The sequence below is a fragment of the Microcoleus sp. Aus8_D2 genome (assembly GCF_036702665.1).
Lineage (GTDB): Bacteria > Cyanobacteriota > Cyanobacteriia > Cyanobacteriales > Microcoleaceae > Microcoleus.
This window is the reverse complement of sequence record NZ_JAUBUN010000002.1, coordinates 256,059-271,665: the sequence shown is the minus strand read 5'-3', so window position 1 is coordinate 271,665 and position 15,607 is coordinate 256,059. Positions and strand designations below refer to the sequence as shown.

The window sequence follows — 15,607 nt, the reverse complement described above, 5'->3', positions numbered from 1 at the left end:
TTAAGCCTAAAGTCAACCGAAAAAAAAGTCTTGGGCGCATCAACCGGGTTAGATGTAGGAAAAGACGCGTCGCAGCCCTAGAACAGAGTTAAAAAACTCAGGTTTAAAAATCTGGAGTGCCTCATCAATGATTTTTTTGGCAAAACTTAATATTTTCAGGGAATAATTGGATTTGTTTTTACGATAAAATATGGCAACAATCCGGTTGATTGGAGTTGCTAATTTAAGAGAAGCCGCCCAAAAAATAACCAAGAAAAGGTGCGTTACTCGATGGACTAATATCTCAAAATAATCCTGTGTCTGCTTACTTTTAAAAGGCAGGCTGAATAATTGACAATTCAAAAATAATTTGTCGCTTCATTAAATAATTAATCTGCTAACACTCGACCAGGAAAAATGGCAACACAAAAAATGGCTATCGACAAAGAAAGTATTCACATTTTAATTATTGACGACCAGCCTAACAACCTCCGATTTATATCAAATATTTTGACAAAAGAAGGGTATAAAGTTCAGCGGGCGATTTCGGGAGAAATGGTTGTAAATGCTAAATTTACCGTTCTACCAGACTTGATTTTGCTAGATATTGCCATGCCCCGAATGAACGGCTACGAAGTATGCGAAAAACTGAAGAATAACGAAAATACTAGGGAAATTCCGGTAATATTTTTAAGCGTTTTTAATGAAAGTTTTCACAAGGTAAAAGCTTTTGAAATTGGCGGTGTTGACTACATTTCTAAGCCTTTTCAAGTGGAAGAAGTTTTAGCGCGGATCGAAAGTCAATTGACTATCCAGCAGCTATCGAAACAATTAAAACAGCAGAATGTCCAACTGCAACAAGAGGTAGAATTTCGGAAGCAGACAGAACAAGCACTCCGGGAAAGCAAAGCGCGGTTGCAGAAATTGGCGGTTAATATACCGGGCGTTATTTACCAATTAGTAAAAGATTCAGAGGGAAACTCTAATTTTGAATATATCAGTTATGCTTGTCGGGAGATTTACGAATTAGAGAGTGAGGATATATTAGAAAATGCTGAGTTAGTTTGCGCTCAAAATCATCCAGATGACCGAGAATATGTGATAGAAGAAATTGCAGAAAGCGCTCGAACTTTAGAACCTTTTGCCTTTGAATGGCGGATTGTTACGCCGTCGGGCAAACTCAAATGGCTGCAATCTAATTCTCGGCCAGAAATGCGCGACAATGGCGATATAGTTTGGTATGGCGTACTTTTTGATATCAGCGATCGCAAGCAAGCAGAAATAGAAACTGCCGCAGCTAAAGCGGCTTTAGAACGGCAAGTTCAGCGAGAGTTGCTGATTGCCAAAATAACTCAAGAAATTCGATCGAGCTTGCATCCCGAACAAATCTTTCAAATAGCGGCCACTCAAATCGGTCAGACATTCTGCGTCAATCGCTGTTTGATTCATACTTACATTACTACCCCCCAAGTCGATATTCCTCTGGCGGCGGAGTATCTCGAACCCGAGTGCGAATCTATTTGGAATTTACCCATTCCTATTTGGGGCAATCCTCACGTCGTACAAATGATGATACAAGATCAGCCGATCGCCTCCAACAATGTTTACTCAGACCCTCTTTTGCAAGCTGCGAGACCGATTTGCCGCGAGATGGGCTTGAAATCGATGCTGGCAATTCGTACTTCATACCAAGGTAGGGCAAATGGCGCTATCTGCTTGCACCAGTGCGATCGCTACCGGCAATGGACGAAAGATGAAATGGACTTGTTAGAAGCGGTGGCGGCTCAGGTAGGCATCGCCCTGGCTCAAGTTCAACTGATCGATCGAGAGAAAAAGCGGCTTGGACAACTCGATCGGCAAAATAAACAGTTGGAAGCAGAAATTCGCACCCGCATCCTCGCCGAGCAAGCTTTGCAGGAGTCAGAAGCAGAATTGCGGATGATTTTTGCGGCTATGACTGACACAGTTTTAGTGAGAAATGCAGAAGGACGCTGCATGAAAATCGCCCCTACAGGAGCGACCAATTTGGTAAAACCTGCCAGCGAAATGATTCATAGAACCGCCCATGAAGTTTTTCCGGAACCTGTGGCAGATTTGGTATTAAGTGCCATTCAACAAGTGCTCAAAACGAAGCAAAGTATCAATGTTGAATATAGCTTTATGGCCGGAGAGCGCGAAGTTTGGCTCGATGCTAAAGTTTCTCCGCTGTCAGCAGAGTCAGTGATTATCGTAGCGCGAGATATTACCGATCGCAAACAAACAGAATCTGCACTGCGAGAAAGCCAGCACTTCATTCAGGCGATCGCCGATTCTAATCCCAACCTATTGTATGTTTACGATTTAATTGAACAGCGGAATGTCTACAGCAACCGCCAAATTGCTGCGATACTGGGCTACAACGTTCGAGAAATAGAAGATATGGGTACAGCCATGATGCCAAATCTGATGCACCCCGAGGATATGTTGGCTTTCTGCGAACACATCCAAAAGTTCGATCGAGCCGAAAGTGGCCAAATTATCGAATTGCAATACCGAATGAGGCACAGAAATGGCGAATGGCGGTGGATGCACAGTTGGGATACCGTATTTCTGAGACAAGCTGATGGTAAACCCAAACAACTTCTGGGCACGGCTAATGACATCACAGATCGCAAATTAGCCGAAGAAAAACTGCTAGCATCGCAGCAAAGAATCTCATTTTTATTGCAGCAAACGCCGATCGCAGTGATCGAGTTAAACTTGAATTTAGAAATTATCACTTGGAATCCAGCCGCGGAGGCTATTTTTGGCTACAGCGAGCAATTCGCCAAAGGGAGAGTCGCCACCGATTTGATTGTACCTGAAAGCTACCGCGAGCAAGGAGCTGAGATTTTTGCTCGCGGTTTGAGGGACAAATCCAGCGGCATTTCCGAAAATCTGACCAAAGACGGCAGAATTATCATCTGCGAGTGGTACAATACTCAGCTAATTGACGAGAACGGCAAAGCGATCGGTACCGCTTCAATGGCTGTAGATATTACCGAACGCAAGCAAGCAGAAATCGAACTCCAAGAAAGTGCTTTGCGGCAAAGAGCGATCGCCCGCATTATTGAAAGAATGCGGCAGACTTTAGATCTCCGAGAAATTTTTCACGCGACAACCCGAGAATTGCGCCAAACCATGAAATGCGATCGAGTCGCCCTTTACCGTTTCAATCCTGACTGGAGCGGCCAATTTGTAGCCGAATCCGTTGACAGCAAGTGGATTTCTCTCATTCAAGCACAGCAAATAGACCCCAACTTCACAGCAGGCGCTTTAGAAAGCGAAAATTGCCTCGTCCAAAAATTCGATAGCACCTCACAAGAAGTCTGCGATACTTATTTGCAAGAAAACGCAGGTGGAGCCTACAGCAGAGGTAAAACTTACCTTTGTGTCCCAGACATTTACAAGCAAGGCTTCGATAATTGTTACATCCAACTCTTAGAAAGATTTCAAGCCAAATCATATATTACAGTGCCCATTTTCTGCGGTGAAAAGCTCTGGGGATTGCTAGCATCCTATCAAAATTCAGCTCCCCGCCAGTGGAGCGAAGCTGAAATCAACGTTGCAGTTCATGTAGGCACTCAACTAGGAGTAGCATTGCAGCAAGCCGAATTGCTCACCCGCACTCAAAGGCAGTCAATGGAACTAATTAAATCCAAAGAAAACGCCGAAGTAGCCAACCGCGCCAAAAGCCAATTTCTCGCTTCCATGAGCCACGAATTGCGCACGCCTCTCAACGCCATTCTCGGTTTTTCCCAAGTCATGGCTCGCAACACTTCTATCACGGCAGAACAAAAAGAATACATAGAAATCATCAACCGCAGCGGCGAACATTTACTGGAACTGATCAATGATGTTTTGTCAATGTCAAAAATAGAAGCAGGTCAAATTACCATCAATGAAAGCCGCTTTAACCTCCACAACATTCTCAACAGCCTCAGAGAAATGCTGCAACTAAAAGCAAACTCTAAAGGCTTGTACCTAATCTTTGAAAACATCGGCAATTTGCCAAAGTACATTCAAACAGACGAAGCTAAATTGCGGCAAGTTTTAATTAACCTGCTCGGCAATGCGATTAAATTTACTCAACACGGAATTGTTAGTCTGCGCGTCAGCAGCCAAGCCGAAACCAACGAAGAAAACAAATCCCAATTGCTTTTTGAAATTGCCGACACGGGGCCCGGCATTTCCCCCTTGGAACTTCCCACATTATTCAAGCCCTTCGTACAAACCGAAACAGGTCGAAAATCCATGCAGGGAACCGGGCTAGGATTGCCGATCAGCCAACAGTTTGTCCGGATTATGGGAGGTGATATTTCTGTGGAAAGTCAACTCGGTCAAGGCACAACTTTCACGTTTAATATCCAGGTTAAGTTAGTCACAGAAAGCGACGAACAAGAAAAATCGGCGGCTCAAAAAGTTATTGCTTTAGAAGCCGGACAGCCAACTTATCGGATATTAATAGTTGAAGATGTAGCGGAAAATCGCCAACTGCTGCTTAAGCTCCTCACACCGCTGGAATTTGAAGTCCGCGAAGCAACTAACGGTCAAGAAGGAATTGCTTTGCAGTCAACTTGGAAGCCGCACCTGATCTTAATGGATATGCTGATGCCAGTGATGGACGGGTACGAAGCGACAAGACTGATCAAGCAAACTCCAGAAGGTAAAGAAACAATAATTATTGCCCTGACTGCTAGTGCTTTTGACGAGCAGCGGCACATAATTTTGTCTGCTGGTTGTAACGATTTGATTTGTAAACCGTTTCGGGAAGAGGTACTATTTGAAAAGATAGCCCATCACCTGAATCTGCGTTATATTTATGAAGAAGAAAGCTCATCTATTTCTGGCTCAGCACCGAAACTGCTTAAAAGTTTGACCACGGAGGATTTGAGTGTAATGCCTACAGACTGGGTGGTCGAGTTGTACCAAGCAGCACTTTGCGTTGACGACAACCGCATTCTCGGACTGATCGAGCAAATTCCCGAAACTGAGGCAAATCTCGCTAACGCTTTAACAGATTTAGTGGATAATTTTAGGATAGATATCATTATTGATTTAACTCAATTATATTATGATGAACGACCATCCATTACCAGCGACTCCTAGAGACATTCTGATCGTTGACGATATGCCGGACAATTTGCGACTTTTATCCACCATGCTAGCATCCCACGGGTATCTAGTCAGGAAGGCTATTAACGGACAACTGGCTCTGCAAGCGGCACAAATGTCTCCTCCCGATCTAATTTTACTAGATATTAATATGCCGAAAATGAACGGCTATGAAGTTTGTCAGCACTTAAAGAAAATTGAAAATACTAAAGATATTCCGGTAATTTTTATTAGTGCGCTCGATGACGTGCTGGAAAAAGTTAAAGCTTTTCAAGTAGGAGGAGTAGATTATATTACTAAGCCTTTTCAAGTAGAAGAAGTTTTGGCCCGCGTCGAAAACCAACTTTCCCTGCGTTCGTTGCAATCGAAACTGCAACAGCAAGCCAGGGAACTGCACGATCGCAATTCGAGATTGCAGGAAGAAATCGCGGAACGGCAGCGGGCTCAAGAATCAATCCGGTTTTTGCTGGAAATTACGCGGGCGATCGGCGAAGCTGCAAACTTTGACTCAGCTTTAGAAGTCATTCTGCACCAAGTTGGCGAAACAATCGGATGGGATTTAGGAGAAGCTTGGATTCCCAATGCAGAAAGAACTTTCCTGGAATCTGCTAGGGGTTGGTATGCGGGAAATGCCAGCATGGACTTGTTCCGCAGGGAAAGCCAAAAACTGACATTTGCCAGGAATATAGGGCTTCCGGGACGAGTTTGGGCATCCAAGCAACCGGAGTGGGTAGAAGATATTACCCAGGGCTACCCGCCTTTTACTCGAAGTCAAATAGCACTAGAAACCGGATTTAAAGCAGGTTTTGGTGTACCGATTGTGGTAGGCGATGAACTCTTGGCAGTGCTGGTTTTCTTTAAGATTTTTCCTGGTCGGAAAGACGCGCGATTTATAGATGTTTTTGATGCTGTCGGCAGTCAATTAGGTTCTTTGATTCAGCGCAAAAAAGCCGAAGAATTGCTGCGAATTGCTGAAGAAAGATATCACAGCATTGTAGAAAATGCGATGGAAGGCATTTTTCAAAGTACGCCTTCAGGAGGCTTTATCAGCGCTAATCCAGCTTTGGCAAAATTGTACGGTTATGACTCGCCAACAGAACTGATATCCTGCATTAACAATACTTCTCAAGTGTACGTTGAGCCGGAACGCCGCAAGGAATTCGAGGCAGCTATGGATGCACAAAATGCTGTGTTGGGGTTTGAGTCTATGGTGTTTCACAAAGATGGTCACCGGATTTGGGTATCAGAAAATGCCCGTGCTGTTCGAGATGCAGAAGGTAAGCTGATGTATTATGAGGGTACTGTTTCTGACATTACAGAGCGTAAATTAGCTCAGGAAGCGCTAAAAATTCAACAGCAACAAAGCGAGAAGTTGCTGTTAAATATTTTGCCCAAACCAATAGCAGAACGATTGAAAGCCGAGGAGAGTACGATCGCGGACAGTTTTGCAGAAGTAAGTGTTTTATTTGCTGATATTGTTGGGTTTACTGAACTGTCGGTGAGAATGTCTCCGACGGAGTTGGTAAAGCGATTGAATGTAATTTTTTCCCACTTTGACCAGTTGGCTGAAAAGTACGGTGTGGAGAAAATTAAGACTATTGGTGATGCTTATATGGTAGTCGGGGGTTTACCTACACCGAGAGACGACCACGCCTCGGCGATCGCCCAAATGGCCTTGGGAATGCAGGAAAAAATAGCTAAGTTGTCCGCCGAGACAGGAGAAAAACTGGCAATTCGCATCGGCATCAATTCCGGGCCGGTGGTGGCGGGAGTGATTGGTGTGAGCAAGTTTACCTATGATTTGTGGGGAGATACGGTGAATGTGGCGGCGAGGATGGAAGTTACGGGATTTGCAGGCAGTATTCAGGTAACAGATGTGACTTATGAACTTTTAAAAGATAAGTATTTGTTTGAGAAGCGAGGCATGATTCCGGTAAAAGGTAAGGGGGAGATGATGACTTATTGGTTGGTACAAAAAATTAGTCAGTAGTCATGGGGCATGGGGCATGGGGCATGGGGCATGGGGCATGGGGCATGGGGCATGGGGCAAACAGGGCAGTGGGGCATGGGGCATGGGGCATTGGGCATTGGGCATGGGGCATGGGGCATGGGGCATGGGGCTATGGGCATGGGGCATTAGTCATTAGTCGTCAGTGCGAGCGTCCCCGCTCGCGAACGTTATTAGTCATTAGTCTTTGGTAATTGGTAATAATGTTCTTGTGAGATGGGCTTTGAGCAGCGTCCCCAAAAAGGTGGGACGTTGCTCCTAGCCCGCCCCGGAGCGGGATTCTACTGCTATGATGAAATAAGTTAACGAAAATTTACATTTAGATCCGTGACAGCACAACAGTTAGTATCTGCAACGAGTTTAGAAAAGCTAATTTGGACTTGGAAAGGTCACAAAATCGAATATACCGTCCAAGGCACCGGCCGCCCTCTGATTTTGATTCACGGATTTGGGGCTTCGATCGGACATTGGCGGCAAAATATCCCCGCACTCGCAGCCGGCGGCTACCGCGTATTTGCGCTGGACTTGTTGGGATTCGGGGCTTCCGCGAAACCGGCCCTCGATTACACCCTGGAATTGTGGGAAGAATTACTCACAGATTTCTGGACTGATTTGGTACAGGAACCGGCGGTATTTGTCGGAAATTCGATCGGCGCATTGCTAAGTTTGATGGTAGTCGCCAACCATCCAGAAATCTCCGCCGGCGGTGTCTTAATCAACTGTGCCGGCGGACTCAACCACCGAGCCGAAGAACTGAGTTTTCCCCTGGGATTAATCATGGGGACTTTTGCTAAATTAGTTCGATCGCCCATCATCGGCCCCTTTGTCTTCAACAACATCCGCCAAAAACACCGCATCCGCAACACCCTGCGCCAAGTCTACAGCAACCGCGAAGCCATCACCGACGAACTCGTAGAACTCCTCCACGCCCCATCCTGCGAGCCCGGAGCTCAACAAGTCTTCGCCTCAATTCTCACGGCCCCAGCAGGCCCTCAACCGTCAGAATTGCTGCCAAAGGTCGATCGTCCGTTACTGGTACTTTGGGGCGCAGACGACCCCTGGACGCCGATCGCCGGGAGCCAGATTTATCAAGAATTAGCCACCAACGGTAAAGCCGTGAAATTTGTCTCAATTCCCAACACAGGCCACTGTCCCCACGACGAGCGACCCAATGAGGTCAATCATCTGATTTTGGACTGGATGCAGGAATTAAAATAAAATTTTTCTGCCGAATGCAAGGAAAGGGCTATCGAGCAAAACCCTTGCCTTGCATAGGTTATGCATCGATCCACCTCACCATGATCCGGACTTTGGCAGACTCAAAAAAAAACTTTTGTAAAAAGTATTGACACATTCTACCGAGTCAGCTATAGTGATGGACGTGTGAGGAGCGAACCAGTAAGAGCACCGAGACGAAACACGGCCAGTCGTCGGTGCTCTTTCTGTTGAAAAGCATTTTTAAGATTTTTCAATTATCTACAATTCCCATCCAAAATATCTGCAAACGGGCCCCTTGAATTCTTCTTCCTTCGCGTTCTTAGCGTCTTCGCGGTTCGTTAAATAAAAACTCTATGGTTCGATCGTTCGGACTTCAGTCCTCATAAAAATCAGAGGACTGAAGTCCGAACGATCGAACCATAGATAACAGGCTTTCCGCCCTGTTCCACAAATAATATCAGCTCGCGCCCAAAACAAATTGTTCGATCGCCGCAGCCACCCCATCATCCTCCACATCCGGCGCCACCCAATTAGCACCAGCCTTCACCCCATCAGGAGCATTCCCCATCGCCACGCCCACACCCGCGTAAGCAATCATTTCCAGATCGTTAAAATTATCGCCGATCGCCATCACATTCGCCGCCTGCAAACCCAAAAGTTCCTCCGCTAAATACTGCACCGCAGCTCCCTTATTCGCCGAAGGATGCGTTGCTTCAAAAAAAGTAGCAACGGATCGAGTTAAATAAAGCTCCGCAGGCGTGTAGCGCTCCCGCATACTGCTGAGCAAGCCGTCGAGTACCTCCGGATTCTGGCACAAAGCCAAAACTTTCGTCGGTTCCCCCGGAATATCTCGCCGCAAATCTTTAATTACATTTGGTTCAATCCCCGATCGATCGGCATAAAGTCGGGTAGCTGCGGTAATTTCCGGTACGTAAAGTTGATCTTCTATGTAGAAATGGATCGAAAGGAGCGATCGCAAATCCGGTGCTTCAAAATGCTCTAACAGTTGCAAAGCCGTTTGTTTCGACAGCGGTAAGTGGCGAAGCCGCTTTTCAGTCGCCGGATCTTGAATCCACGCCCCCTGATAGCAAATCAGCGGCAAAGTTGAGCCGATGTCCGAGTGAAAACGCAAAGCAGACTGGTACATCCTCCCCGTAGCCACAGCCACTTTCACTCCCCGCGACTGGGCTGCTAAAATTGCCTGCTTGACTGGTTCTCGGATCTGATTTGACAAACCTGCGATCGTGCCGTCGATATCCACTACCAGTAGTTTAATCTCTGCGGTGCCAAAATTGCGATCGGTCGCACTAGCTGGATTTGAGGCAATTATATTCTGCATGATTGTTTTGAGATTTTACCTGTTCATTTGCAAGCACCAGTTTATTTTGGCACTGCCGGGATAGCCAAGTGTGACTTTTCATTTTTTGAATACTAGAATATAGATAAGTGAGTAAACCCAAAAAAAGTATCAAGGATGAGCCTTTAGGGACTGGTTTAACTAAGCTACATAATAGCAGCTAGTTTACTGCCGTAAAAACCGCCCTCGATCTGCGACCTGTATTTTTACTTACTTAATAGTACCATGTAAAAAAAAGCAACAGCAGCCAATATGTCAATCATTCTGTCATCATTCATTCCCACTTATTCAATCTCAAATCTAAAATTTAAAATCTAAAATCCTCTAACCGTACTTTTAAACCCAGCCCTCAAACAGCATGATTACTATTCCAGGATACCGCATTGACAAAGAAATTTATACAAACCCTCACACAGTTATTTATCGAGGGATGCAGCTTGAGGAACAAAAACCAGTTATCCTCAAAACTCTCACGCCGCCATACCCTACACCAGCGCAAATAGCCCAACTCCTGCACGAAGCCGAAATCCTTAAAGATTTGAATTTTCCTGGAATAGTCAAGCTTTACAAACTCGAAAAATACAACCACTTTCCTGTTTTAATTTTAGAAGATTTTGGTGGCATTTCCCTAAAAGATTTTCTCAGCAACAACCAGATCGAGTTACAACAATTTCTGCAAATTGGCATAAAACTAGCAGAAACTATCGGGCAACTCCACGAACACCACATCATCCATAAAGATATTAAACCCAGCAATATTATTGTCAATAGTTCGACGGGGGATGTCAAGATTGCTGATTTTGCGATCGCCTCCCTGCTACCAGGCGAAAACCCAGCCCTCAACCATCCCAATTTACTCGAAGGAACCCTCGCCTATATGTCTCCCGAGCAAACGGGACGTATGAATCGGGCGATCGACTACCGCACCGATTTTTATTCTCTAGGCATCACCTTTTATGAAATGCTCTGCGGCGAATTGCCTTTTAATGCCACAGATCCGATGGAATTAGTGCACTGCCATATTGCTAAAACGCCCGTTTCTCCTGGCGAGAATAGAAAGCAGAAAGTAAAAGACAGAATCAATCAAACAGAAAGCGGCGAGATTCCTCAAGCCGTTTCCGATATCGTGATGAAATTATTAGCAAAAACTGCCGACGACAGGTATCAGAGTGCTTTCGGAATTTTCTACGACTTAGAAAAATGTCTCGCTCAACTGCAAACAACAGGCGAAATTTCTCACATCACCATCGGTGAGCAAGATCGATCGAGTCACCTGCAAATTTCCCAAAAACTTTACGGGCGAGAATCAGAACTTAATCTGCTTCTCAAAACCTTCGAGCGCATGAAGCGGGGCCATACAGAAATCGTGCTGATTTCCGGTTGTCCAGGTTTGGGGAAATCGTGGTTGGTATATGAAATTCACCAACCGATAGTCCGGGAAAACGGATATTTTATTGACAGCAAATTTGAGGAATTTAAGCGCGATATTCCCTACGCTTTTTTGCTCCAAGGTTTTCAAGACTTGTTGCGGCAAATCCTCACAGAAACAGCCGCCCAACTCCTAGTTTGGAGACAAAAAATATTAAAGGCCCTCGGCGGCAACTGCCAAGTAATTATTGAAGTTATTCCCGAAGTAGAACTGATAGTCGGGCCGCAGCCCCCAGTGCCAGATTTAGGAGCAAATGAATCTCAAAATCGCTTGAATTTAGTATTTCAAAAATTTCTCCGCGTCTTTACTCAAAAAGCACACCCGCTGGTAATTTTTCTCGACGATTTGCAGTGGGTCGATTCAGCATCGATCAAGTTAATCCAACTGCTAGCAACTGACCCAAAAAGTCAATATTTATTAATAATTGGAGCCTATCGAGAACAAGAAGTAAATGCAAATCATCCCCTAATGCTGACCGCCGAAGCAATTAAAAAAGCAGGCGGGAATGTGAGCGCGATCGCCCTTTCGCCTTTAGATATTAACAGCGTCAATCAATTCGTGGCGGATACTCTGAACTGCGCACCAGAAAAATCGCTAAATTTAGCAGAATTACTTTTTCAAAAAACCGGAGGCAATCCATTTTTTCTCACTCAATTATTGAAGTCTCTTTACTCACAAAAATTGCTCCAATTTAAATTAGTACCGTCGGAAAAATCGGTCGAACCAGCAGAGCCTCACCTTTCAGACTTTGCCCAACAAATCCCAGAGCAAGCTGTAAAAAAATGCAAAATCACAGGCGAGTGGCAGTGGGATATCGAGCAAATACAAGAAATAGGAATAACTGACAATGTTGTAGAATTAATGATAGACAACATTCAGAAACTTTCCGAAAATACGCAGGAACTGCTAAAATTAGCCGCTTGTCTGGGCAACAAATTTGATTTAGGAATTCTCTCGACAATCAGCGAAAAACCTCTGGCGTCCGCAGCAACAGACCTCTGGGAGGCACTTCAGTCCGGTCTGATTTTGCCCGTGAATAACGCCTACAAAATTCCGATCGCACTAGCAGCAAGCACAGGCTTAACAGACCAAATATCTAGAGACGTTACAGATGAATTAGCCCTACCAGTTGCTGATGCTGGTAGCGCGACTTATAAATTTTTGCACGAGCGAGTTCAGCAAGCAGCTTATGCTTTAATATCCGAATTTCAGAAACAAGAAACCCATCTAAAAATCGGCAGATTCCTGCTGCACAACGCGCCTCCTGAGCAATTAGAAGACCATGTTTTTGATATAGTAAACCAACTAAATGCAGCCCGACAAATCAGCAGTGAATTAGAAAAATTTCAACTATGCCAATTAAATTTAATTGCGGGCCGCAAAGCAAAAGCCAGTGCAGCCTACGAACTCGCTGTCAAATATTTAACCGTAGGTATTGAATTGCTTCCCTCGGAAAGTTGGGAAACTGACTACGACTTGACTCTTTCACTCTACGAGTCAGCCGCAGAAGCAGCTTACCTCGATACCGAGTTTGAAAAAATGGAAAAATGGGGAGAAATTGTCCTGCAACACGCAACCAATGAACTAGACAAAATCAAAGTTTTTGAGATCCGAATCACAGCTTGTGCGATGCAAACCCAACTGCAAGAAGCAGTAAAAATTGGTCGAGAAGCACTAACAATGTTAGGAATAAACTTTCCAGAATCGCCAATTCCGCTCCACATTCAGCAAGCACTCACCAAAACCGCCGCTTATTTAACCGGAAAAAAAATAGAAGATTTAATTAACTTGCCGCTGATGACAAATCCGCGTAAACTAGCAACGATGCGCGTGCTTTCCAGTATGTTTTCAGCTACGTTGATAGTTGAACCAGTGCTGCTGCCACTGATTGTCTGCGAGCAAGTTAATTTATCTATAAATTACGGAAATTCTGCGTTTTCTGCCTTCGGTTATGCTAATTACGGAGCCATTTTAAAAGGAATAGTTAGAGATATCGAATCGGGCGATCGTTTCGGTCAATTAGCTTTAAATTTGATCGATCGACTAAATGCTTTAGAATTTAAAAGCAAGACGCTTAATTTAGTCGCATTCATTTTGATGCACGGCAAACATCATGTTAAAGACACTTTGCCGCTGTTAGAGGAAGCCTATCAAAGCGCGCTACAAAATGGTGATTTAGAATGTGTCGGATATGCCGCCGTAAATATTTGTCAGTCTTTGTATTTCATCGGTCAAGAATTGCCGCAACTGGAACGGAAAATGGTAAATTACAACCATCTGCTGTTTCAACTCAAGCAAGAAACGGTATTGACTTGGAATCAAATATATCGGCAAACAGTTTTGGAATTGATGGGAAACTTGGCAAGCCCCGACATTTTATTAGGTGAAGCTTGCAGCGAAGAAACATTATTGCCGCTGCTGTTGAAAGTTAACGATCGGGTCGGACTCCAGCACTTTTATTTGCAAAAATTAATATTAGCGTATTTATTTGGAAATGTCGAGCTAGCGCTAGAAAATGCAGCGCAAGCCGAAGTTTATTTAGACGGAGTTGTGGGCTTTATTAATGTTCCTGAATACCATTTTTACGAGGCTCTAGCCCGACTAGCAGCATATTCATCTGCAACAAAGCAGGAACAAAAAGAGCATCTTTTTTCCGCAACAAGCAACCAAAAAAAGCTGCAAAAGAAAGCACTTTCTGCGCCCATGAACCTTCAGCATAAATGCGATTTGATCGCGGCAGAAAAAGCGCGCATTTTAGGAAATCTTGTGAAAGCAATGGAATATTACGACTCTGCAATTGCCGGAGCCCAAGCAAACGGATACATACAGGTACAAGCCCTTGCAGCAGAATTGGCAGGAGCATTTTATTTATCCCTAGGACGACAAAAAATTGCGAAAACTTACTTAACAGAAGCGCGTTATTGCTATCAGCGCTGGGGAGCAAAAGCCAAAGTAGCGCATTTAGAATCAAAATACTCGAAATTGCTAACTTCTGCTGCGATTTCAACTAATATCGAAACTCACAAATCTACGAGCAGCGCTTGCACTACGAGCGGCAGTGCAGGCGTGCTAGACTTGACAACAGCAGTCAAAGCATCGCAAACCTTAGCCGGCGAAATAGTTTTAGACAAACTGCTGGCAAAAATGATGAAAATTGTTATTGAAAATGCCGGGGGACAAAGAGGCTTTTTAATACTAGAAAAATCCGGCAAATGGGTGATTGAAGCATCAGGCTCTGTAGATGTCGATCGCGTTTCTGTCATGCAATCAATTCCCATAGATTTTGTAGCAGAGGATCGAGAAGTAAATTTGCTAGCAGTTGCAGTCGTCAACTACGTCGCCCGCACCCAGCAAAGTATAGTTTTAAACGATGCCACCCGCGAAGGACAATTTACTCGAACACCTTATATAATTGCCGTTCAACCTAAATCAATTCTTTGCACTCCCTTAATCCATCAAGGCAAACTCAGCGGCCTTCTATATTTAGAAAACAATTTGACTACAGGCGCTTTTACGCCAGACAGGTTAGAAATATTAAAACTGCTGTCTTCTCAAATTTCTATCTCGATCGAAAACGCCCAACTTTACACGAACTTGCAGCAATTTAATCAGAATCTCGAAATGTTAGTACAGCAGCGTACCTCCGAGCTTTCCCAAACTTTAGAAGACCTAAAATCGGCTCAAAATAAACTGGTAGAAGCGGAAAAAATGGCTGCGCTCGGAGGGTTGGTTGCAGGTGTTGCTCACGAAATCAATACTCCCATCGGCATCGGTATCACCGCCGCCTCCTTGCTCGCTGAAAAAGTCACCAAATTTTTTGAGCTTTACAGCAACGGCCAAATTAAACGCTCCGAGTTAGAAAAGTTCCTGGATACCGCCATGCAAAGCAGTAATATGATCTTATCTAACCTGACGCGGGCGGCAGACTTGATTCACAGTTTTAAAGAAGTGGCTGTCGATCAGTCGAGCGAATTAAAACGCAGGTTTAATGTGAAAAACTATATAGAGGAAATTTTGACATCCTTAAGCGCCAAACTAAGAAGAACTAAACACAAAATAGAGATTAAGTGCGATGAAAATATGGTACTGGACAGTTACCCGGGCGTGCTGTGTCAAATTGTGACAAATCTGGTGTTGAATTCGCTAATTCACGCTTACGATGGAGAAGATGAGGGCATTCTGGCCTTTGATTTCAAACTAGAGGGCGATCGGCTAATATTTGAATATGCCGATAACGGCAAAGGAATTACCCCAGAAAATCTCAGTAAAATTTTTGAACCGTTTTTTACCACGAAAAGAGGTCAGGGCGGCACCGGATTGGGACTGCACATAATTTACAACCTGGTTACGCAAAAACTAAAAGGCACAATTAGCTGCGAAAGTCAAGTAGAGAACGGCACAAAATTTATGATTGAATTTCCCGCTAAAATTAGCAATTAGTTATTCTACCGCCATTTTTAATATACTTTTATTTAGGAGAGCG

Annotated in this window: 6 protein-coding genes; 5 read left to right on the top strand and 1 reads right to left on the bottom strand. The window is 44.4% G+C overall.

The window, feature by feature from the left end:
- Positions 1 to 396 precede the first annotated feature (396 nt).
- From QUB64_RS02925 to QUB64_RS02910, 4 genes are all read left to right on the top strand, one after another.
- Positions 397 to 5,106 carry a response regulator gene (locus QUB64_RS02925; protein ID WP_333266318.1) on the top strand — a complete coding sequence of 1,570 codons (4,710 nt, stop codon included), beginning with the start codon at positions 397 to 399 and terminating at the stop codon, positions 5,104 to 5,106.
- The gene (locus QUB64_RS02920) at positions 5,072 to 7,102 is read left to right on the top strand and encodes an adenylate/guanylate cyclase domain-containing protein (RefSeq protein WP_333266315.1); all 2,031 of its coding nucleotides are present in this window, start codon (positions 5,072 to 5,074) and stop codon (positions 7,100 to 7,102) included. Before QUB64_RS02925 ends, QUB64_RS02920 begins: the two co-directional genes overlap by 35 nt.
- A 9-nt stretch (positions 7,103 to 7,111) precedes the next feature.
- Positions 7,112 to 7,252 carry a hypothetical protein gene (locus QUB64_RS02915; protein ID WP_442921626.1) on the top strand — a complete coding sequence of 47 codons (141 nt, stop codon included), beginning with the start codon at positions 7,112 to 7,114 and terminating at the stop codon, positions 7,250 to 7,252.
- Positions 7,253 to 7,447: 195 nt separating this feature from the next.
- Entirely contained in the window at positions 7,448 to 8,338 is an 891-nt protein-coding gene (locus QUB64_RS02910; RefSeq protein ID WP_333266311.1) for an alpha/beta fold hydrolase, read from the top strand.
- 457 nt (positions 8,339 to 8,795) lie between these two features.
- Here the strand turns inward: QUB64_RS02910 and QUB64_RS02905 are convergent, their stop codons facing one another.
- The gene (locus QUB64_RS02905; protein WP_333266309.1) at positions 8,796 to 9,677 is read right to left on the bottom strand and encodes a Cof-type HAD-IIB family hydrolase; all 882 of its coding nucleotides are present in this window, start codon (positions 9,675 to 9,677) and stop codon (positions 8,796 to 8,798) included.
- A 376-nt stretch (positions 9,678 to 10,053) separates the two neighbouring features.
- Between QUB64_RS02905 and QUB64_RS02900 the strand changes: the two genes are divergently transcribed.
- Positions 10,054 to 15,564 carry a trifunctional serine/threonine-protein kinase/ATP-binding protein/sensor histidine kinase gene (locus QUB64_RS02900; RefSeq protein ID WP_333266307.1) on the top strand — a complete coding sequence of 1,837 codons (5,511 nt, stop codon included), beginning with the start codon at positions 10,054 to 10,056 and terminating at the stop codon, positions 15,562 to 15,564.
- Positions 15,565 to 15,607 lie beyond the last annotated feature (43 nt).